At 73.3% G+C, this 20,509-nt stretch carries 18 protein-coding genes; 8 read left to right on the forward strand and 10 right to left on the reverse strand.

Annotated elements, in window-relative coordinates; all coding sequences use genetic code 11:
* The 5 genes from AB7J25_RS13030 to lpdA all read right to left on the reverse strand — a co-directional run.
* Positions 1-489 (reverse strand): SDR family NAD(P)-dependent oxidoreductase (locus AB7J25_RS13030; protein WP_428508580.1); only part of this gene is annotated, 489 nt, incomplete at its 3' end.
* 267 nt (positions 490-756) lie between these two features.
* Positions 757-1,527, reverse strand: coding sequence for a lipoyl(octanoyl) transferase LipB (lipB, locus tag AB7J25_RS13035; RefSeq protein WP_428508582.1), 771 nt, complete (start codon positions 1,525-1,527; stop codon positions 757-759).
* A gap of 25 nt (positions 1,528-1,552) precedes the next feature.
* Positions 1,553-2,440 carry a TIGR01777 family oxidoreductase gene (locus tag AB7J25_RS13040; protein WP_428508584.1) on the reverse strand — a complete coding sequence of 296 codons (888 nt, stop codon included), beginning with the start codon at positions 2,438-2,440 and terminating at the stop codon, positions 1,553-1,555.
* A gap of 81 nt (positions 2,441-2,521) precedes the next feature.
* Complete coding sequence (sucB, locus tag AB7J25_RS13045; protein WP_428508585.1) at positions 2,522-4,339, reverse strand: 2-oxoglutarate dehydrogenase, E2 component, dihydrolipoamide succinyltransferase; 1,818 nt, start codon at positions 4,337-4,339, stop codon at positions 2,522-2,524.
* 28 nt (positions 4,340-4,367) lie between these two features.
* On the reverse strand, positions 4,368-5,750 hold the full coding sequence (gene lpdA, locus AB7J25_RS13050; RefSeq protein ID WP_428508587.1) for a dihydrolipoyl dehydrogenase: 1,383 nt from the start codon (positions 5,748-5,750) through the stop codon (positions 4,368-4,370).
* A 147-nt stretch (positions 5,751-5,897) separates the two neighbouring features.
* Between lpdA and AB7J25_RS13055 the strand changes: the two genes are divergently transcribed.
* Entirely contained in the window at positions 5,898-6,242 is a 345-nt protein-coding gene (locus AB7J25_RS13055; protein WP_428508589.1) for an oxidoreductase, read from the forward strand.
* 34 nt (positions 6,243-6,276) lie between these two features.
* Here the strand turns inward: AB7J25_RS13055 and AB7J25_RS13060 are convergent, their stop codons facing one another.
* The 3 genes from AB7J25_RS13060 to AB7J25_RS13070 all read right to left on the reverse strand — a co-directional run bounded on the left by AB7J25_RS13060 (position 6,277) and on the right by AB7J25_RS13070 (position 9,836).
* Positions 6,277-7,032: a histidine phosphatase family protein gene (locus tag AB7J25_RS13060; protein ID WP_428508591.1), complete on the reverse strand. Its 756-nt coding sequence runs from the start codon at positions 7,030-7,032 to the stop codon at positions 6,277-6,279.
* 61 nt (positions 7,033-7,093) lie between these two features.
* Positions 7,094-8,572, reverse strand: coding sequence for a flavin-containing monooxygenase (locus tag AB7J25_RS13065; protein WP_428508593.1), 1,479 nt, complete (start codon positions 8,570-8,572; stop codon positions 7,094-7,096).
* A gap of 103 nt (positions 8,573-8,675) precedes the next feature.
* The gene (locus AB7J25_RS13070) at positions 8,676-9,836 is read right to left on the reverse strand and encodes a PQQ-dependent sugar dehydrogenase (RefSeq protein WP_428508595.1); all 1,161 of its coding nucleotides are present in this window, start codon (positions 9,834-9,836) and stop codon (positions 8,676-8,678) included.
* A 52-nt stretch (positions 9,837-9,888) separates the two neighbouring features.
* Between AB7J25_RS13070 and AB7J25_RS13075 the strand changes: the two genes are divergently transcribed.
* Together AB7J25_RS13075 and AB7J25_RS13080 are read left to right on the forward strand one after the other, a co-directional pair.
* Positions 9,889-10,815, forward strand: coding sequence for an NAD(P)-dependent oxidoreductase (locus tag AB7J25_RS13075; RefSeq protein WP_428508597.1), 927 nt, complete (start codon positions 9,889-9,891; stop codon positions 10,813-10,815).
* A gap of 19 nt (positions 10,816-10,834) precedes the next feature.
* Positions 10,835-11,728 carry a phosphotransferase gene (locus tag AB7J25_RS13080; protein ID WP_428508599.1) on the forward strand — a complete coding sequence of 298 codons (894 nt, stop codon included), beginning with the start codon at positions 10,835-10,837 and terminating at the stop codon, positions 11,726-11,728.
* A gap of 229 nt (positions 11,729-11,957) precedes the next feature.
* On the opposite strand, the gene ilvD is transcribed toward AB7J25_RS13080, so the two are convergent.
* Together ilvD and AB7J25_RS13090 are read right to left on the reverse strand one after the other, a co-directional pair.
* Positions 11,958-13,799, reverse strand: coding sequence for a dihydroxy-acid dehydratase (gene ilvD, locus AB7J25_RS13085; RefSeq protein ID WP_428508601.1), 1,842 nt, complete (start codon positions 13,797-13,799; stop codon positions 11,958-11,960).
* 6 nt (positions 13,800-13,805) lie between these two features.
* Positions 13,806-14,204, reverse strand: a complete 399-nt coding sequence (locus AB7J25_RS13090; protein ID WP_428508603.1) for a PH domain-containing protein — start codon at positions 14,202-14,204, stop codon at positions 13,806-13,808.
* Positions 14,205-14,523: 319 nt separating this feature from the next.
* Here AB7J25_RS13090 and gndA point away from each other — a divergent pair, with 319 nt between their 5' ends.
* The 5 genes from gndA (at position 14,524) to AB7J25_RS13115 (ending at position 20,508) form a co-directional block, all read left to right on the forward strand.
* Positions 14,524-15,987 (forward strand): NADP-dependent phosphogluconate dehydrogenase, encoded by a 1,464-nt coding sequence (gene gndA, locus AB7J25_RS13095; protein WP_428508605.1) that lies wholly within the window; start codon positions 14,524-14,526, stop codon positions 15,985-15,987.
* Positions 15,988-15,996: 9 nt separating this feature from the next.
* Positions 15,997-17,241: a DUF4032 domain-containing protein gene (locus tag AB7J25_RS13100; protein ID WP_428508607.1), complete on the forward strand. Its 1,245-nt coding sequence runs from the start codon at positions 15,997-15,999 to the stop codon at positions 17,239-17,241.
* A gap of 179 nt (positions 17,242-17,420) precedes the next feature.
* Complete coding sequence (locus AB7J25_RS13105; RefSeq protein WP_428508609.1) at positions 17,421-18,722, forward strand: extracellular solute-binding protein; 1,302 nt, start codon at positions 17,421-17,423, stop codon at positions 18,720-18,722.
* Positions 18,719-19,675, forward strand: a complete 957-nt coding sequence (locus tag AB7J25_RS13110) for a carbohydrate ABC transporter permease (RefSeq protein WP_428508611.1) — start codon at positions 18,719-18,721, stop codon at positions 19,673-19,675. Before AB7J25_RS13105 ends, AB7J25_RS13110 begins: the two co-directional genes overlap by 4 nt.
* Positions 19,675-20,508, forward strand: a complete 834-nt coding sequence (locus AB7J25_RS13115) for a carbohydrate ABC transporter permease (RefSeq protein ID WP_428508613.1) — start codon at positions 19,675-19,677, stop codon at positions 20,506-20,508. The genes AB7J25_RS13110 and AB7J25_RS13115 overlap by 1 nt, the downstream gene beginning before the upstream one ends.
* Position 20,509 lies beyond the last annotated feature (1 nt).

The raw sequence follows: 20,509 nt of genomic DNA on the forward strand, positions 1-20,509 counted from the left end.
CGTCGGGCGGTCCGCCTGCGCTCCCCGCAGTGTCGTCGGGCGGTCCGCCTGCGCTCCCCGCAGTGCCGGCATGAGCAGCCACGTCAGCGCCGCGTGGCCGTGGTGGTTCGTGCCGATCTGCAGCTCGAAACCGTCGACCGTCGTCGCGCGCGGGGTGCCCATGACGCCGGCGTTGTTCATCAGGACGTCCAGGCGGTCCGCCGTGCGCTCGCGCACCTGCGCCGCGGCGCGACGGACCGAGGCGAGATCGGCTAGGTCCAGCGCCACCAGCTCGGCGATGTCCCCGGCCGGATCCCCCTCCTCGCGGACGCGCGCGAGGGCGACCTCGCCGCGGGCCTGCTCGCGGGCGGTGAGCAGCACCCGGGCGCCCGCGGCGGCGAGCGCGATCGCCGAGTGCAGGCCCAGCCCGCTCGTCGCGCCCGTGACGAGCACGGTGCGGCCGCTCTGGTCGGGCATGTCCGCGAGCGTCCATCTCCTCGATGCCGCCATGATCGAGGTCTACCAGCTCACGGCACGCTCCGCTGCGGCGCGACCGCCGCCCCCTCCCGGCGCGAACGGCCCGTACGGGAAATAGGTCTTCCCATCTGGGCCGTTCGCTCGCGCCGGGAGCGCGGTTGGTGGAGCGCACAGGGCCCGCGCGGGGTTCCGGCGAGATGCGCAACTCGCGCTGGCGGGATGCGCAACTCGCGCTGGCGGGATGCGCAACTCGCGCTGGCGGGATGCGCAACTCGCGCCGGTGAGATGCGCAACTCGCGGTCAGCGCAGCGACGGGTGCAGCCGCAGGTCCAGGCCCGCCAGGCCCGCCAGGCCCGCCGCCTCGGCCGGGGCGGCGACGGCCACCGGGTGCTCCGCCACCGGAAGCCCCCCGTCCAGCGCCGCCACCATCGCGTGGGCGGTGGCGTCGAGGACGTCCGCGACCCCGACGGCGCGGCCGAGCTCCACCGACAGCGACGTCACGCCGGCGTCGGTGATCCCGCAGGGCACGATCCGGTCGAACGCGGTGAGGTCCGGTTCGCAGTTGAGCGCGAACCCGTGCAGCGTGACCCCGCCCTGGACGCGCACCCCGATCGCCGCGACCTTGCGTTCGGGGCGGCCGCCACCGGCGGGCAACCACACGCCGCTGCGGCCCTTCACCCGACCCGCTCCCGGCACCCCGAGACCGGTGACCACCGCAATCAGCGCCTCCTCCAGCCGCCGCACGAAGTCCACGACGTCCAGCGGCCGGGTGAGCTCGACGATGGGGTAGCCCACGAGCTGGCCGGGTCCGTGCCAGGTGATCCGGCCGCCGCGGTCGACGTCCACCACGGGGGTGCCGTCGGTGGGCCGGTCCTCGGGCGGCGTGCGTCGACCCGCCGTGTAGACCGACGGGTGCTCCAGCAGCATGAGCACGTCCGGGCCCGTGCCGTCGCGGCGGGCGGTGTTGTGGGCGCGCTGGATCTCCCAGGCCGCGAGGTAGTCGACGGTGCCCAGCCGGTCCACGCGGACGGGCCCGGTGCTGGTGCGGCAGGAGCTCCCCGGGACGCGCATGGCGCCCACGCTACGCCGCCGCAGATCAGGAACCGACCGCCGCCGAGAGCGCGTCCCGCACCGACACGTGCCGGAACACGTACCCGGCCGCCTCCAGCTTCGCCGGGACGGCCCGCTGCCCGTAGAGCCCGAGCTCCTCGCCCATGCCACCGGGCACCGCCCGGATCAGGAACGCCGGCACCGTGAACGGGGCCGGGCGCCCGACCGCGGCTGCCAGCGCGCGGGTGAAGTCGGCGTTCGTGACGGGGCGGGGCCCGGTGAGGTTGACGGGCCCGCTCACCGGCGTGTCGAGCAGGAACCCGATGGCGCCCACCTCGTCGTCCAGCGAGATCCAGGGCATGTACTGGCTGCCGTCGCCGAGCTTGCCGCCGAGCGCGAACCGGAACAGGGTGCGCAACGGCGCGAGCATGCCGCCGGACGGGGCGAGCACGAGCCCGGTGCGCAGGAACGCCACCCGGGTTCCCGCCTCCACGGCGGGCTTCGCCGCGGCCTCCCAGTCCCGCACGACCTCGGCGAGGAACCCGGAGCCGGTGGGCGCAGCCTCGTCGATCACGGTGTCGCCGGCGTCGCCGTAGATCCCGACCGCGGACCCCGACAGGTACACCGGCACCCTGTGCGTCGCGACGGCGGTGGCCAGGACCTCGGTGGCCACGTTGCGGCTGTCGCGGATGATCTGCCGCCGCGAACCGCTCCACGGCCGGTCCGCGATACCGACGCCGTTGAGCCCGACCACCGCGTCGATCCCGTCGAACGTGCCGGGGTCGAACGTGCCGGCGGGCGGGTCCCAGCGGCGCTCGTCCGGTGCGGCGGACGGGCGCCGCACGAGCCGCAGGACGTCGTGGCCCGCGGAGCGCAGATGGGCGACGAGGGCGGTGCCGATGAGGCCGGACGACCCGGCGACGAGGACGCGCACGCTACTGATCCTTGCGGAGGGCTCGTCGTGGCGCACCTCGGGCACGTCCCCGACCGGCGGGGACGTGCCCGAGGACACCCTCTACAGGCCGAGCTCGGCCTCGAAGGCGCCCTCCTCCAACCGCTCGCGGATGGCCGTCACGAACCGGCCGGCGTCCGCGCCGTCCACCAGGCGGTGGTCGTAGGTGAGCGGGATGAAGCACGTCGACCGGATCGCGATGACGTCATCGCCGTCCGGGCCGGTGATCACCGCGGGCTGCTTGGTGATCTTTCCCGTGCCGAGGATCGCGACCTGCGGCTGGTTGATGATCGGCGTGTCGAACAGGGCTCCTGCGCTGCCGATGTTGGTGATCGTGAACGTGCCACCGGAGAGCTCGTCCGGGCCGATCTTCGCGTCCCGGGTGCGGGCCGCGACGTCCGCGATCCGCCGTGCGAGCCCGGCGATGTTGAGGTCCTCGGCGTTCTTGATCACGGGGACGAGCAGGCCGCGCGGGGTGTCCACGGCGATCGCGAGGTGCACCGTCCCGTGGTAGGTGATCTCCTTGCCCTCCTCGGAGATCGACGCGTTGAGTCCGGGGTAGGCCTTCAGCGCCTCGACGGCGGCCTTCGCGAAGAACGGCAGGAACGTGAGCTTGACGCCCTCGCGGCGCTCGAACTCCGCCTTCGCCCGGGCGCGCAGCCGGGCGACGCGGGTGACGTCGACCTCCTGCACCGTCGTGAGCTGCGCGGACACCGCCAGCGACTCCACCATGCGCTGGGCGATCACCTGGCGCAGGCGCGGCATCTTCGCGGTGGTGCCGGGCTGCGGGCCGTCCGCCGCCGCGGTGGGGATGCGGGTCGGGGCGGCCGCGTGCCGGCCCGTGTCGGCCGCCGGGGCCTCCTGCGGCTCGGGCTCGGGCTCCGGTTCGGGCGCCTGGGCGGCCTCGGCCGCGGCGAGGACGTCCTGCTTGCGGATGCGCCCGCCCACGCCGGTACCCGCCACGGTGGACAGGTCGACGTCGTGCTCGGCGGCGAGCTTGCGGACCAGCGGGGTGACGTACGGGGCGCCGGTGCGGGCCTCGCCGTTCGCGGGCGCCTCCGCGGCGGCGGGGGCCGGCTCGGCCCGGGGTGCCTCCGTCGGGGCGGGGGGCTCGGCGGGCTGTGTGGGGGCGGACTCGGCCGCGGGCGCCGTCTCGGCCTTCGGCTGCTCGGGCGCGGGCTCCTCCGCAGGCTCCGGCTCCGGCGCGGGCTCCGGTTCCGGCGCTGGCTCGGGCGCTGGCGCCGCATCGGCGTCGCCGATGATCGCGAGCTGCCCGCCGACGTCGACCGTCTCGTCCTCGCCGGCAGAGATCTCCAGCAGAGTGCCGGCGACGGGGGAGGGGATCTCGGTGTCGACCTTGTCGGTGGAGACCTCCAGCAGCGGCTCGTCCACCGCGACGGTGTCGCCGACCTGCTTGAGCCAGCGGGTGACGGTGCCCTCGGTGACGCTCTCCCCCAGCGCCGGCATGACGACCGGCGTGCTGCTGCCCCCGCCGCCGGAGGAGCTCGACGGCGCCGCCGCGGGGGCCGACTCCGCGGCGGGCTCCGGCTCGGGTTCCGGCTCGGGTTCCGGCTGAGCCTGCGGCTCGGCCGCCTCGGCAGTGGATCCGGAGCCGCCCGACGAGCCGCCCGACGAGCCGCCCGACCCGTCGCCGATCACCGCCAGCTCACCACCGACCTCGACGACGTCGTCCTCGGCGGCGACGATGCGTTCCAGAACGCCCGCTGCGGGGGACGGGATCTCCGTGTCGACCTTGTCGGTCGACACCTCGAGCAGGGGCTCGTCGACCTCGACGCGGTCGCCCTCCTGCTTGAGCCAGCGGGTGACCGTGCCCTCGGTGACACTCTCGCCGAGTGCGGGCATCTGTACGGAGAAGGCCATGGCTCCTCTTCTACGACGGTGGGGAAGCTCAGCTGTGGCTGTGCAGCGGCTTGCCGGCCAGCGCGAGATGCGCCTCGCCGAAGGCCTCGTTCTGGGTGGGATGGGCGTGGACGAGGGCCGCGACGTCCTCGGCCTGGGCGTCCCAGTTGTAGACCAGCTGGGCCTCGCCGATGAGCTCGCCGACGCGGGCACCCACCATGTGGATGCCGACGACCGGACCGGGCGTGCCCTCCGCACCGGCCTTGACGAGCTTGATCGCACCCTGCGTCTGCAGGATCTGCGACTTCCCGTTGCCTCCGAGGTCGTAGACGAGCGTCTGCACCTCGCCGTAGCGCTCCTTGGCCTGCTCCTCGGTGAGGCCGACGGAGGCGACCTCCGGTTCGCAGTACGTGACGCGCGGGATCCCGGCCTCGTCGAGCACGGGCGGGTTCAGCCCGGCGAGCTCCTCGGCGAGGAAGATGCCCTGAGCGAAGCCGCGGTGGGCGAGCTGCAGGCCGGGGACGATGTCGCCGACCGCGTAGACACCCGGGAGGTTCGTGCGCAGCCGCTCGTCGGTGAGGACGAACCCGCGCTCCATCGCCACGCCCGCCTCGTCGAACCCGGCGTTGGCGGTGTTCGGGCCGCGGCCGACGGCGACGAGCAGGTAGTCCGCCTCCAGCTCCTCGCCGGACTCCAGGGACACCGTGACCGAGTGGTCGTCCTGCTTGGCGCCGGTGAACTTCACGCCGGTCTTGAAGGCGATCTTGCGCCGGCGGAAGGCGCGCTCCAGCAGCTTGGAGCAGAACTCGTCCTCGGCGGGGACGAGCCGGGGGAGCGCCTCGACGACCGTCACCTCGGCGCCGAACGAGCGGTACACCGACGCGAACTCCACGCCGATGACGCCGCCGCCGAGGACCACGACCTTCTCGGGCACCTCGTCCATGCGCAGCGCCTCGTAGCTCGTGATGACCCGGCCGCCGATCTCCAGCCCGGGCAGCGTGCGCGCGTAGCTGCCGGTGGCGAGCACGACGCTGCCGCCCACGTACCGGTCGGCGCCGACCTCGACGGCGTTCGGGGCGACGAAGCGGCCGTCCCCGGCGACGAGCTCGATCTTGCGAGACTTCACCAGGCCCTGCAGGCCCTTGTACAGGCGGGCGACGACACCGTCCTTGTAGGAGTTGACGCCCGCCATGTCGATGCCGGAGAGCGTCGAGCGGACGCCGACCTTCTCGCCCTCGCGGGCGGAGTCCGCGACCTCGGCCGCGTGCAGGAGAGCCTTCGTCGGGATGCATCCGTAGTGCAGGCAGGTGCCGCCGAGCTTGTCCCGTTCCACGAGCACCACCGACATGCCGAGCTCGGCAGCACGCAGGGCGCAGGCATAGCCGCCGGACCCGCCGCCGAGGATGACCAGGTCCGCCTTGTGCTCGGGCACGAGTGTTCTCCCTGTCGCTGATCGTGTGCTGATCCGTGCCCGCCCATCTTGGCACCTGCGAGCGCCGACGCGGGGCACGGCCCGTGGGGAGAAAATCACCCCCGCACGGCGTTCACCGGGTGCGGGACCGAGGCCGGGAGGGTGGGCATGGGGTTGTTCGGCAGGCTGCGGCGCGCGCGGCCGGGAAGCACCCGACGCGCCGACGGCGCCGACGAGGTGCACCTGCGCGCCTGGGCCCACGAGCACGAGGGCGTCGAGGCGTTCGTCGAGCCGCGCACCACGGTCACCGAGACCACGGTGGTGCTCGTCGACGCCGACGGGGCGTGGACGCGCCGGCGGGTGGCGTCGCCCGCGGCGGCGAAGAAGCTCGCGCGGTCGCTGAAGATGCCGATCTACGACGTCCAGCTCGTCGGCTACCCGCAGCGGATGCGCGACCACGATGCCCGGCAGCGGGCGCTGCGCGACCGCGAACGCCGCCGCGATCTGGGCTGACGTCGCTCTGCGCCCTGACTCCGCGACCCTGCCGTCAGCGGCCGAACGACTCCAGCCACGCCCGGTCGATCCACGGCGGCAGCTCCGGTGGGCCCTCGAACCCGACGGCGTGCCCGCGGAAGCGGACGGTCGCGGCCCCGTCCGGGTGCACCGACACCCGGATCTCCTCCAGGTTCGCGGGTTCGCCCGGGTCGTCGCCGATCGCGGTCGCGGCGAAGGCGCGCATGGGCGCCGAGTGCGTCGACACGAGCACGACCAGCCCCTCCGGGGCGTCGCGCCCGACCTCGACGATGCCCCGCCACATCCGGTGCGCCCCGAGGTGCGGCGGCTCGAACCACAGCGTCGGCCGGCGCAGCCAGTATCCGATCGGCCCACCGGCGCGGGAGCTCTCGCCGAAGTCGGTGTCGAAGCGGTCGTACTCGCGGGCCCAGTCCGGCAGGGCGCCGTTCAGCGTCAGGCGTTCGGTGACGGCGACCGAGGCGTCGACACCCTCGCCGTGCAGGGCGAAGCGCAGGTTGTCGAACCACGGCTCGGGGTAGAGCGGGCCGACCTCGACCGCGTGGTCCTCGCCCAGCGCCTCGAGCAACGCCGCCCGCAGCGTGACGGCGGTGGCGGTGCCCCGCGCGGTGCGTGCGTGCGGCATCCGCACCGTCGTTCCGGGTTTCAGCTCGGCCGCGAGCGCCGCCCCGCGGTCCCGGGCCTGGCGCTCGCCGCGCTCGGTGAGGCCGTGGTCGCCGTCGTAGCCAGGGGTCTCGCCGTGGCGAAGGAGCACGACCTCGTATGCCGTCACCCGCCCGACGCTACGGGCGCGCGATCACGGTATCGAGGAGGCCTTGCCGCATACCGGAACGTCAGCCGAGGAACTCGTACTCCGCGGGGTCCAGCCGCGCGGTCGCCTCCAGGTACTGGCTCATGAACCTCGGCCAGTTCGCGACGACCCGGCCCGACTCCACGCGGTACCACGAGTCGCAGCGCGTCCAGGCCGTACCCGCGAACGCCGCCTGCACCTCCCGGTCCGAGCGCGCCTCCACCTCCGGGCGGACGTCGATCGCCGCCGCGCCGCGCGCCCGCACGTGCTGCAGCGCCTGGCGGATGTAGGCGGCCTGCGCCTCCAGGTAGCCGATGATCGAACCGCCCGAGGTGTTCGTGTTCGGCCCGTACATCACGAACATCGACGGGAACCCCGGCACGGTCATCCCCAGGTGGGCGTGCGCGCCGCCGGCCCAGACGTCGGCGAGGGACGCGCCGGCCGCGCCCGTCACCTTCATCGGGAACATGAACTCGCTCGCCCGGAACCCGGTGCCCCAGATGATCGTGTCCACCGCGTGCTCGGTCTCGGTCCCGGTCCCGTCCGCCGTCACGATCCCCGTGGGCGTGACGCGGACGATCGGGTCCTTGACCAGATCGACGTTGCGGCGCTGGAGGGCGGGCAGGAAGTACGAGCTGAAGAGAACGCGCTTGCAGCCGAAGGTGTAGTCCGGCCACACCTTGCGGCGCAGCTGCGGGTCGCGCAGCTGCACGCGCATGAACGACGCGGCCCGCAGGTGCCCGAGGCGGCCGACGGTCCGGGGGTAGCGGATCATCGCCGTCAGCGACTCGCAGTAGAGGAACATGAACAGCCGCCGCCAGGCCTGCAGGCCGGGCACCGAGCGGTTCGCCCACCGGATCCACGCCGGGTACGCACGGTTCTTGCGCTGCAGGAACCAGTTCGCGGTGCGCTGGAACACCACCAGCCGCTCCACCTGCGGTGCGACCTCCGGGACGAACTGCACCGCGCTCGCTCCCGTTCCGACGACGGCGACGCGGCGACCCCGCAGGTCGTGGTCGTGGTCCCAGCGCGCGGAGTGGAACGCGTGTCCGGTGAACGTCGGAAGGCCCGGCAGCGCAGGGATCGCCGGCTGGCTCAGCTGGCCCGTCGCGATCACGACGACGTCCGCCTCGATCGTCTCGCCGTCGCCGGTGGTGACGCTCCAGCGCTCGCCCGTCGACGTACCGGCGTCGTCCCAGGTGCAGGCGGTGACGGTGGTGTCCGGGCGGACGAGGCGGTCCACGCCGTACTCGCGGGCCACCTCCCGCAGGTAGGCGAGGATCTCCGGCTGCGGCGAGCACAGCCGCGTCCAGTTCCGGCGCTGTGCGAACGAGAACGAGTACAGGTGGCTCGGGACGTCGCACGCGGCACCCGGGTAGGTGTTGCGCAGCCACGTGCCGCCGATCCCCGGTGCGGCGTCGAGGATCGTGAGATCGCTGAAGCCGTGGCGCTGCAGCTCGATCGCCGCCGCGATCCCGCCGAAGCCCGCGCCGACGATGACGACCTTCGTGTCCCGCGTCACGGCGGACAAGCTACTCGCTGGTCACCCGTGGCGGCGTGCACCAGCTCGATCCACACCGGGGCTCGACCCGGGCCGCGCCGCGCTCCTTCCCGGGCCCTCCGTCTCAGGCTTGGTCGCCGCTCCCGGCACCGCCCGCGATCTGGACCTTGATCACCCGGTCGTCCGACGACACCGGCGCGCCGCCGTCCTTGTTGACGGTGCCCAGCCACACCGATCCGTCGAGCCCGGGGCTGACCGCCGACAACCGCCCGTAACGGCCCGCCAGTTGCACCTCCGGCGATCCGGTGAACGTCCGCCCCTGCATCGTGCGGAGCACGTAGAGCGATTCGAGCCGCGGCTGCGCGATGCCGATGAGGTCCGCGTGCGCGATGCAGCCTGCGACGTCCGGGCGGTCCGGCCACGTCCATGCCGCCACCTCGAGGACCCCCGGGGCCACCCGGTAGAGCCCGTCGACGCCCACCCGCCGGTCCGTGATCCACGACGTGTGCCGCCGGGGATCCGTGCAGATGCCGCCCGGGGCCTGGACACCGGTGCTGAAGATGGGCGAACCCGGCTGCGGGTTGCCCGCTGCCGGGCGGCCGAGCGTGTCGATCCGCAGCAGCTTGCCGGCGAGCGAGGCCGGGTCGGGCGAGGTCCCCGCGTCGCCCGTGGCGACGATCAGGGCCCCGGACGGGTCCACGCCGAGCGCGCCGCGGTTGTGCCGCGGTCCCTTGGGGATGCCCGAGAGGATCGGTTCAGGGGGCTCGTCGGGGGCGATGCGCAGCACCTCGTGACCGGACGCGGTGGTCGCGTACGCGTACGCGAGCCGGTCCTCGGAGTACGACGGCGACAGGACCAGGCCGGTCAGCCCGCCGCCACCGGCCGCGTCGACCGCGATCGTCGTGACCAGCCGCGGGACCGTGCCACGCTTCACGCGGAGGATCCGGCCGGTCGATCGCTCGCCGACGAGCGCCGACTCCCCGTCGGGCAACGGCGCGATCGCGCCGATCGGTGCGAGGCACGTCGCCACGACCTGCGGATCCGGGTCGGTACATCCGTCGGGTTGGTCCGGCAGCCCCGGCTGCCCCGGGTCACCCGGGTTCGCGGGCGGCGTCTGCGGGTCCGTCTCCTCCGGCCGGACCGCCGGGGGGCCGCCCAGCTCGCCGGAGTTCTCGACCTTCTCCCGCCACTCCCGCGGCCCGTCGTCGGGGAAGGTGGCGCAGCCCGCCATCAGGGTGGCCAGGAGTGCCACCCCGATCAGCCGCCGGACGGCCCCGTTCCCCACGACCGCAGGCTAGGGCGCGCCGGGTGAGTCTCCGGTGAGTAGGTTCCGGGACATGGTTGACGCCGACGGGATAGTCGCCCTCGTACCGCACGAGCACGGGCTGGTCGCGCTGCGCGACGTCGAGGGCGTCACCCCCGTCCGGTACGACCCGGACGGCGAGCTCCCCGAGGAGGCGGCCGCCGCGCAGGTGCTCGTCCCTCCCTTCCTCGCCACCAGTGCCGCCGTCGCGCTCACCGAGAAGCTCCCCGAGCTGAAGCTGGTGCAGCTGCTCACCGCGGGCGCCGAGGCGTGGGTCGGCAGGCTCCCCGACGGCGTAGCGCTCTCCGACTGCCGCGGCGCCCACGGCGGCGCCACCGCCGAGTGGATCCTCGCCACGCTGCTCGCGGTGTACCGCCACCTGCCGCGGTTCGTGCACGCCCAGGCCGAGGGCCGCTGGGACTACCACCAGACCGAGGAGCTCGCCGGCAAGCGGATCCTGATCGTCGGCGCCGGGGACGTCGCCGAGAACACCGTCGCGCGTCTCACGCCGTTCGGAGCGCGGGCCACGCTGGTCGGGCGCCGCGCCCGCGACGGCGTCCACGGCATCGACGAGCTGTACGACCTGCTGCCCGACCACGACGCCTGCGTCGTCATCGTGCCGCTCACCGACGCGACCCGTGGCCTGATCGGGAAGCGGTTCCTCGCGGCGATGCCGGACGGATCGGTGCTGGTCAACGCGGCCCGCGGGCCCGTCGCCGACACGGACGCGCTGGCGGCCGCGCTCGCGACCGGCCGGATCCGCGCCGTCGTGGACGTCACCGACCCCGAGCCGCTGCCGTCGGGGCACCCGCTGTGGTCCGTGCCCGGGCTGCTGCTCACCCCGCACGTCGGCGGGAGCGTCCCGCTCGCGACTGAGCGGGCGTTCCGAGTGGCCGCCGAGCAGATCGCCGCGTTCGCCGCGGGGAAGCGGCCGCCGAACCTCGTCGAGGACGGCTACTGAGCACCGCGGTCCCGGCCCGGTGAGCGGCGACCTCCCGGCCGGGCCGCCGGACGACGCGTGGCTTCCGGCTCTCGCGCGCCGCGCCGGGCACCCCGTCCGGGTCGTGGCGCGCACCGCGCTGGCGGGCGGCTACCACGGGGGAGTGGAGCGGGTCGACCTCGACGGGGCGCCCCCGGTCGTCGTCAAGCGGGCGCGGCCGGTGGAGATCGCGGCGCTGCGGGCGGTCGCCGTCGTGCGGGGCGTCGAGTACCCCACGCTCCTGGCCGCGGGCGCGGACTGGGTCGTCACCGACTTCCACGACGGCGTCCCGCTCGCGGAGGGTCCCGACGTCCCGGACGGGGTGTGGACGACGCTCGCCCGCGTGCACGCGCACTGGTGGCGGCGCCGCCCGCGCGCCGTCCCCGTCACGGACGCGGCGTGGTGGCGCCACCTGTGCCGGGAGCGGATCCGCCCGCACCTGCTCGCCGCCGCGGGTCGCACGGACGATCCCGCGTACGCCCGCGGCGCGGCCCTGCTCGACTCGTGGGCCGGGCACGCGGGGATGCACGCGGCGCTCGCCGGGCTCCCGCGCACGCTCACCCACGGCGACCCGCACCGCGGCAACGTGCTGCTCACCGCGGCCGGGCCGGTGCTCGTGGACTGGGGCAACGCCCGCGTCGCGCCGTCCGGGTTCGATCTCGCGGTGCTGCGCGGGCAGGGCGCGGTGGACCTGGGTCCCTACCGCGCGGAGTTCGCCCGGCTCGCCGGGGCGCCGTCACCGGAGCAGCTCGCCGTCGAGGAGTGCTGTGCGGACGCGTGGGCGCACGTGGGCTACCTCGGGTTCGCCGCGGACCACCTCGGGGTCGAGCGGGTGGGTGAGCTGCTGGACGGTGCCGCCCGCGCGCTGGGCGGGCTGGCCGCGCTCGGCGGGTGACCCGGGTCGGGCCCCGCTGACCCGGGGCGGGCCCGGTTGACCTGGCTCGCGCCGGTCGGCGGCTGCGCGCACACACCGTCGTGTGCCCGCACACACGTTCGCGTGCTCGCACAAGGGGTTGGGTGCTCGCACACAGGGTGGGCGGTGTGTGCGGGCGCCGCGGGGTGTGTGCGAGCGCTGGAACGTGTGTTCGGCGGCGCGAGGACCACCGGATCCCGCGGGACACGGCTCACGGGAGCCGGCGGACCGCCCCCGTGTGCGCCGAGGTCGCGAGCGCGGCGTACGCGCGCAACGCCTTCGAGACCGGACGGTCCCGGTCCCGCGGCTGCCACGGTCGCTCGGACGCCTCCATCTTGGCGCGCCGCTCGGCGAGGACGTCGTCGCCGACGAGCAGCTCCAGCGCCCGCGTCGGCACGTCGATGCGGATCCGGTCGCCGTCCTCGACGAGGCCGATGATGCCGCCGGACGCGGCCTCGGGGGAGACGTGCCCGACCGACAGGCCGCTCGTGCCACCGGAGAACCGGCCGTCGGTGATCAGCGCGCAGACCCGGCCGAGCCCCGCACCCTTGAGGAACGCCGTGGGGTGCAGCATCTCCTGCATGCCTGGCCCGCCGGAGGGCCCCTCGTAGCGGACGACGATGACGTCGCCGGGCTGCACCTGCTTGGTGAGGATGGCCGAGACCGCCTCCTCCTGGCTCTCGACGACCCGCGCGGGGCCCTCGAACGTCCACAGCTCCTCGGGGATGCCCGCGGTCTTGATCACCGCGCCGTCCGGGGCGATGTTGCCGCGCAGGACGGCGAGCCCGCCGTCCGCGGTGTAGGCGTGCGCGGCGTCGCGGATGCACCCGGCCGCGGCGTCGACGTCGAGCGACGACCAGCGGTTCGACGTCGAGAACGCCTCGGTGGTGCGCACCCCGCCCGGCGCGGCGTGGAACAGCTCCACCGCCTCGGGCGACGGCGACGACGCCCGGGCGTCCCACGTCGAGAGCCACTCCGACAGCGACGGCGAGTGGACCGTGTGCACCCCGGTGCGCAGCAGCCCAGCGCGCCACAGCTCGCCGAGGATGGCGGGGATGCCGCCGGCGCGGTGCACGTCCTCCATATGGTAGTCCGAGTTCGGCGACACCTTCGCCAGGCACGGCACCCGCCGCGAGACCGCGTCGATGGCGGCGAGGTCGAAGTCGACCTCCGCCTCCTGCGCGGCGGCGAGGATGTGCAGCACGGTGTTCGTCGAGCCGCCCATCGCGACGTCGAGCGCCATCGCGTTCTCGAACGCCTCGCGGGTGGCGATCGACCGCGGCAGGGCGGACGCGTCGTCGTCGCGGTACCAGCGCGTCGCCAGCTCCATGACGGTGCGGCCCGCGGCCAGGAAGAGCTCCCGGCGGGCGGCATGGGTGGCAAGGGTGGACCCGTTGCCGGGCAGCGCGAGGCCCAGCGCCTCGGTGAGGCAGTTCATCGAGTTCGCGGTGAACATGCCCGAGCAGGAGCCGCAGGTGGGGCACGCCGAGCGCTCGACGGCGCCGAGCCCCTCCTCGTCGACGGCCGGGGACGCCGACGCCGCGATCGCGGTGATGAGGTCCGTGGGCGCGTGCGCGACGCCGTCCACGACGACGGCCTTGCCCGCCTCCATCGGCCCGCCGGAGACGAACACCGTGGGGATGTTCAGCCGCATGGTGGCGTTGAGCATCCCAGGGGTGATCTTGTCGCAGTTGGAGATGCAGACCAGCGCGTCGGCCGCGTGGCCGTTCACCATGTACTCGACGGCGTCCGCGATCACCTCGCGGGAGGGCAGCGAGTAGAGCATGCCGCCGTGGCCCATCGCGATGCCGTCGTCGACGGCGATGGTGTGGAACTCCCGCGGCACGCCTCCGGCGTCGCGGACCGCGCCCGCGACGAGGTCGCCGAGGTCCTTGAGGTGTACGTGGCCGGGGACGAACTGGGTGTAGGAGTTGGCGATGGCGACGATCGGCTTGCCGAAGTCGTCGTCGCCCATGCCGGTGGCGCGCCAGAGGGCGCGGGCCCCGGCGGCGTTGCGGCCGTGGGTGGTGACGCGGGAACGAAGGGCCGGCATGTCAGATCACTCCGGTGTGGTGGACAGAGCAGTGGGGTCGGGTACGCGCCCCCCGCTGGCGGCGGCGAGCACGGGCAGGTCGCGCACGTGGACGGCGGGCAGCGGTAGCTCGGCACCGTCACTCAGCACCGCGCTGACCCGGGACTTCTGGCCCAGCCGCAGCGAGCTGATCTCGGACCACGGTACCCGCCTGCTGCGCAGCAGGCCGCGGACGGTCACCGCGTCCCCGTCGACGGTGGTGCGCCGCCGCAGCACCCAGCCGACGATCCCGACCGGCACGAGGTAGATCAGCCAGAACCAGGGCGCGCCGGTGGCGAAGGGGAGCGCGCCGACGGCGACGACCACCGCGGTGAGGGTGGCGAGCGGCGGGACGCGGAAGACGGCACGGGACGCGGCGGTGCTCACGGCTCCATGGTCGCACTCCGGTTCCCCGCGGCCGGGGGGTCCGCGGCGTTCCCGCGCACCCGGCGGCGCCGCGGCCGTGCGGGTGCTGGTGCTGGGCGGGACGCGGCTCGTCGGGCGACGGATCGTGGAGCCAGGACGTCAGCGAGGCATCCGCCGGGCCGCGCGTCGCCGAGTCCGTCCGCCGGCACCTCGCGCACCCGCCGGACCCGTCCTGGACCGCCGCCGACCGCGGCGGACGACCGGGCCCTCGCCGCGGCGTGATGTTCTGCGGCACGATCGGGGGCCGACGACGGCAGCCGCACCGAGCGAGGGGACTGACATGGCGCACATCGGGGTCACGGGTCTTGCGGTCATGGGCGCGAACCTGGCCCGCAACATCGCCCGGCGCGGCGTGCCGGTAGCCGTCCACAACCGCACCGTGGCCCGGACCAAGGAGTTCATGGGGGCCTACGGCGAGGAGGGCGACTTCACCGCCGCCGGCTCGATGGAGGAGTTCGTGGCCGCGCTGGAGCGCCCGCGCCGGATCATCGTCATGGTGAAGGCGGGTGCCCCCGTGGACGGGGTGATCGCCGAGCTCACGCCGCTGCTCGACCGGGGCGACATCATCATCGACGCCGGCAACTCCCACTTCCCGGACACCGAGCGGCGCGCCGCGGAGTGCGCCGAGGCCGGCATCCGCTTCATGGGCGTCGGGGTCTCGGGCGGCGAAGAGGGGGCGCTCTACGGGCCGAGCATCATGCCCGGCGGGGATCCGGTGGCCTACGCCGAGGTGGAGGGCGTGTTCACCACGATCGCGGCGCAGGTGGACGGCTCGCCCTGCTGCGTGCACGTCGGCCCGGGTGGGGCGGGCCACTACGTGAAGATGGTGCACAACGGCATCGAGTACGCCGACATGCAGCTCATCGTCGAGGCCTACGACCTGCTCACCCACGTCGCGGGCCTGGACGCCCCGGACATCGGGAAGATCTTCGAGGAGTGGAACTCCGGGGACCTCGAGTCCTTCCTCATCGAGATCACCGCGATCGTGCTGCAGAAGACCGACGACGCCACCGGTCGCCCGCTGGTGGACGTGATCGTGGACCAGGCGGGGCAGAAGGGCACCGGCACGTGGACGGCGATCGACGCGCTCAACCTCGGCGTCCCGCTCACCGGCATCACAGAGGCCGTGTTCGCCCGGGGCCTCTCGGCGCTGCGCGACGAGCGCAGGATGGCCGCGGGGACGCTCGCCGGGCCGAACCCGTCGGCCGCCCAGGACCGCGGTGTCGATGGGCGCTCCGCCGAGGCTCCGCGCGCCGACCTGGTCGACGACATCCGCCAGGCCCTCTACGCGAGCAAGGTCGTGGCGTACGCGCAGGGGTTCGCGCAGATGCGGGCGGCGTCGCAGGTGCACGGCTGGGACCTCGACCTCGGCGCCATGGCGCGGATCTGGCGCGGCGGCTGCATCATCCGCGCCCAGTTCCTCAACCGGATCATGGAGGCCTACGCCGAGCACGGGGACGTGGAGAACCTGCTCATGGTCCCGTACTTCACCCGGGCCGTCGCGGACGCGCAGGACGCCTGGCGGCGCGTCGTCGTCACCGCCACGCAGCAGGGCGTGGCGATCCCGGCGTTCGCGTCGTCGCTGTCCTACTACGACGGCTACCGGCGCGAGCGCGGGCCGGCGAACCTCATCCAGGGCCTGCGGGACTACTTCGGTGCCCACACCTACCGGCGCATCGACGCCGAGGGCAGCTTCCACACCCGGTGGGCGCAGGACGGGCGCGAGGTGCGCACCGACGTCTGACACGCGGCCGTGCGCTTCCTGTTCCGGCCCCCCGCCACCGACGCCGCGGGGATGCTGACGCTGCCGTGGGAGCAGCCGCTCGGCGAGTGGGACCCGGCGCTGCTCCTGGACGTGCCGCAGCGCGGGATCTCGCGCCACGTCGTGCGGTTCGTGGCGTCGGACGGGCAGGTGTTCGCGCTGAAGGAGATCGGGGAGCGCCTGGCCCGCCACGAGTACCGGATGCTCACCGAGTTCGAGGAGGACGGCCTGCCGACGGTGTCGGTGGTGGGGTTGTGCGTCGGGCGCCCGGGCGACCAGGAGGCCATCCTCGTCACGCGCTACCTCGAGTACTCGATGTCCTACCGGTACCTGTACTCCGTGCGCCGCGACGAGCGCTCGCCGGACCGCCTGCTGGACCCGCTCGTCCAACTGCTGGTGCGGCTGCACCTCGCCGGGGTGTTCTGGGGGGACTGCTCGCTGTCGAACACGCTGTTCCGGCTGGACGCGGGCAGCCTCTCGGCCTACCTGGTCGACGCGGAGACCGCGGAACGCCATCCCGAGCTCTCCCGCGGGCAGCGGGCCTACGACGTCGACCTCACGCGCGAGCGCATCGCGGCGGAGCTCATGGACCTGCGGGCGGGCGGACTGCTGCCCGACGGCATCGACCCGATCGAGGTCGCCGACGAACTGCCGCGCCGCTACTCGGCCCTGTGGGAGGAGCTGACCCGCGAGGAGGTCTTCACCCGCGATGAGCAGCGGTTCCGGGTGGCGGAGCGGCTGCGGCGGCTCAACGACCTCGGGTTCGACGTCGACGAGATGGAGCTCGTCACCGACCCGGACGGGGACGGGGCGCGCCTGCGCGTGGACCTGTGCGTCGCGGAGCCGGGGCAGAACCGTCGGGAGCTCTTCCGGCTCACCGGCCTGGAGGTGCAGGAAGGGCAGGCCAGGCGGCTGCTCAACGACCTGCGCAGCTTCCGGGCGTGGCTCCAGCAGCGCGACGGGCACCCCGTGCCGGCGACGACGGCCGGGCACCTGTGGCTCACGGAGGTCTACCAGCCGGTGGTGGACGCGGTGCCGCCCGCGCTGGCGGGACGGCTCGCCCCGGCCGAGGTCTTCCACGAGGTGCTGGAGCACCGCTGGTTCCTCTCGGAGCGGGAGGGACGCGACGTCGGGACCACCGAGGCGACCCGCTCGTACGTCGCCACGGTGCTCCCGCACACCCCCGAGGAGCTCACCACGCCGTCGGCGCTCCCCCGTCGCCGCCGAATCGGCTGAATCGGTATTGCAGGCGTCTGGTCAAGCCCCGCAGGGTCACCGCTTGGTAACGACTTCGGGTGCCTCAATGGACCGTTCGTGTGGTAGGTCCGGAGACCCTCCGGCCCTGGTTGCTGTGTGTGGACCCTCACAGCAAGATGCGGGGAAGCCACTCGATCACCATGGGTCGGAGGGACTCAATGCGCCACCAACGAGGGCGGCGCCGCGGGTTTGCGGTCGCGCTGGTCGCGATCGCACTCGGGGCCGTTGCCGGATGCGGCGGGGAACCCGCCGGGCCGCCTGTCCTGAACTGGTACATCAACCCGGACTCCGGTGGGCAGGAGACCATCGCCCAGGCCTGCACAGAGGCCGCGGGGGGCGCATACACCATCGCGGTGTCGACGCTGCCGCGCGAGTCCTCCGAGCAGCGCCAGCAGCTGATCCGCCGGCTCGCGGCCAACGACTCGTCGATCGACCTGATGAGCCTGGACCCGCCGTACGTTCCGGAGTTCGCCGAGGCGAGGTTCCTCGCGCCACTCCCGGACGCGGTCAAGGCCAAGGCCAGCCAGAACGTCGTGCAGAGCGCGGTCGAGGGTGCCACCTGGAACGGTGAGCTCGTCGCGATCCCGTTCTGGGCGAACACCCAGCTGCTCTGGTACCGCAAGTCCGCGGTGGCGGCCACCGGCCTCGACATGAACCAGCCGGTCACCTGGGACCAGATCATCCAGGCGGCCCAGGCGCAGGGCAAGCAGGTGGCAGCCCAGGGCCGGCGAGCCGAGTCGCTCACGGTGTGGGTCAACGCGCTCATCGAGTCGGCCGGCGGGAAGATCATCACCAACCCGTCGCCCGACGACCCGGCCAACATCGGCCTGGGCCTCGAGGACCCGCCCGCGACGGACGGGGCGCGCGTGATCGAGCAGTTCGTGCAGGCAGGCGTCGGCGGTCCGGGCTTCTCGACGGCCAGTGAGGACACCAGCGCCACCGCCTTCGAGAACGGCAACGCGATCTTCATGGTCAACTGGCCGTTCGTCTACACCCGGGCGCAGTCGGCCGTCGAGGAGGGCACCCTGCCCCCCGGCACGCCCGAGGACTACGGCTGGGCGCTGTACCCGCAGGTGAAGGCCGACCTGCCGAGCGCACCCCCGCTGGGTGGGATCGACATCGCCGTCGGCGCCTTCTCCGAGCACACCGACCTCGCCTTCCAGGCGGCGGAGTGCATCACGAGCCCGGAGAACCAGGCCAAGTACTGGGTCTCGGACGGCAACCCGGCCGCGAGCATCGCCGCGTTCAGCGACCCGGCCGTCGTCGCGGCGTTCCCGATGGCCGAGACGATCAAGCAGTCGCTCGAGCAGGCGGCGCCGCGCCCGCAGACGCCGTACTACGCCGAGGTCTCGGAGAGCATCCAGCGCGTCTACCACCCGCCGTCGGCCGTCAACGACCAGAGCGGCGCCGAGGCTGCCGCCCTCATCCAGGCCGTGCTCGCCAAGGAGGACCTGCTGTGACCACGACGGCTCCCTCTCCGGCGGCCGCGGCGCCGCGGCACGCGGCACCCGCTCTGAGCGACCGCACCCGCGCCGAGCACCGGCTCGGCTGGATGCTCGCCGGCCCGGCGTTCGCGGTGATGCTGCTCGTCACCGCCTACCCGATCCTGCAGGCGGTCTACGACTCGCTGTTCAACTACCGGCTCACCGACCCCGACAACCGCTCCTTCATCGGGCTCACCAACTACTGGGTGATCCTCACGGACCCGATCTGGTGGGCGGCGGTCGGTGTCACGGTGCTCATCACCGTGGTCACGGTCGCGGTCGAGCTGGTGCTCGGCTTCGCCCTGGCGCTGGTGATGGTGAAGGCGCTCGGCACCATCCGGCCGGTCGTGCGGGCCGCGATCCTCATCCCGTACGCGATCATCACGGTGGTCTCGGCGTTCGCCTGGCAGTTCGCGTTCTCCCTCGACACCGGCTTCGTCAACAGCTGGTTCGCCTGGATCCCCGGGATCAGCGCGGAGACGGACTGGTTCGGCGGCTTCGGTTCGTCGATCTTCGTCATCTGCCTCACCGAGATCTGGAAGACCACGCCGTTCATCTCGCTCCTGCTCCTCGCGGGCCTCTCCCAGGTGCCCGAGGTCCTGCAGGAGGCCGCCAAGGTCGACGGTGCCACCTGGTGGCAGCGGATGACCAAGGTGACGATCCCGAACATGAAGGCCGCGATCATGGTCGCGCTGCTGTTCCGCACGCTCGACGCGTTCCGGATCTTCGACACGATCTTCATCATGACCGGCGGCGCGAACGGCACCGAGACGGTGTCGTTCCTCGCCTACCGCCAGACCATCGCCCGCCTGGAGATCGGGCTGGGCTCGGCGGTCTCCGTGATGCTCTTCATCTGCGTGGTCCTGATCAGCGTGCTCTTCGTGAAGGGCTTCAAGGTCGACCTGTCCCAGGCCCGAGGGGAGAAGTGATGTCGTCCCGCGAGAAGGTCTGGTGGATCATCGGCGGAATCGCCATCGTGATCTACGCCCTGTTCCCGGTGGCGTGGATCGTGTCGCTGTCGTTCAAGGCGCCGTCGGACATCGCGAACGGCCAGTTCCTGCCCACCCTGTTCACCGGCCAGAACTACTCCTTCATCATCACCGGTGACGGCGCCGAGCTGTTCCTGCCCGCGCTGGTGAACTCCTTCGGCATCTGCCTCATCGCGACGGGCATCTCGTGCGTGCTGTCGATGTTCGCCGCCTACGCGATCGCGCGGCTGGACTTCCCGGGCAAGAAGATCATCCTGTCCACGGCGCTCGCGGTGGCGATCTTCCCCGTCATCTCGATCGTCACGCCGCTGTTCAACCTGTGGCGCCAGATCGGGCTCTACGACACCTGGCCCGGCCTGATCATCCCGTACCTGTCGCTCACCCTGCCCATCTCGATCTGGACGCTCTCGGCGTTCTTCCGTGAGATCCCCTGGGAGATGGAGCAGGCCGCACAGGTGGACGGCGCCACCACGTGGCAGGCCTTCCGCAAGGTGATCGTGCCGCTCGCCGCGCCGGGCGTGTTCACGACGGCGATCATCGCCTTCTTCATCGCGTGGAACGACTTCATCTACGGCATCTCGCTCACCTCGACCAGCGCGGCGCGCCCCGTCCCCGCCGCGCTCGGGTTGTTCTCCGGGGCGTCGCAGTTCGAGGACCCGAGCGGGCCCATCGCCGCGGCCGCGGTGATCGTCACGATCCCGGTCGTCGTCCTCGTCCTGCTGTTCCAGCGGCGCATCGTCGCCGGCCTCACCAACGGCGCCGTCAAGGGCTGAC

The sequence above is a fragment of the Pseudonocardia sp. genome, from assembly GCF_050246655.1.
Classification (GTDB): Bacteria; Actinomycetota; Actinomycetes; order Mycobacteriales; family Pseudonocardiaceae; genus Pseudonocardia.

Coding starts and splice junctions, on each gene's coding strand:
- lipB (WP_428508582.1), bottom strand. CDS start 1,527: ATGCGCGTCCCGGGGAGCTCCTGCCGCACCAGCACCGGGCCCGTCCGC.
- sucB (WP_428508585.1), bottom strand. CDS start 4,339: ATGGCCTTCTCCGTACAGATGCCCGCACTCGGCGAGAGTGTCACCGAG.
- AB7J25_RS13055 (WP_428508589.1), top strand. CDS start 5,898: ATGGGGTTGTTCGGCAGGCTGCGGCGCGCGCGGCCGGGAAGCACCCGA.
- AB7J25_RS13075 (WP_428508597.1), top strand. CDS start 9,889: ATGGTTGACGCCGACGGGATAGTCGCCCTCGTACCGCACGAGCACGGG.
- ilvD (WP_428508601.1), bottom strand. CDS start 13,799: ATGCCGGCCCTTCGTTCCCGCGTCACCACCCACGGCCGCAACGCCGCC.
- gndA (WP_428508605.1), top strand. CDS start 14,524: ATGGCGCACATCGGGGTCACGGGTCTTGCGGTCATGGGCGCGAACCTG.
- AB7J25_RS13105 (WP_428508609.1), top strand. CDS start 17,421: ATGCGCCACCAACGAGGGCGGCGCCGCGGGTTTGCGGTCGCGCTGGTC.
- AB7J25_RS13115 (WP_428508613.1), top strand. CDS start 19,675: ATGTCGTCCCGCGAGAAGGTCTGGTGGATCATCGGCGGAATCGCCATC.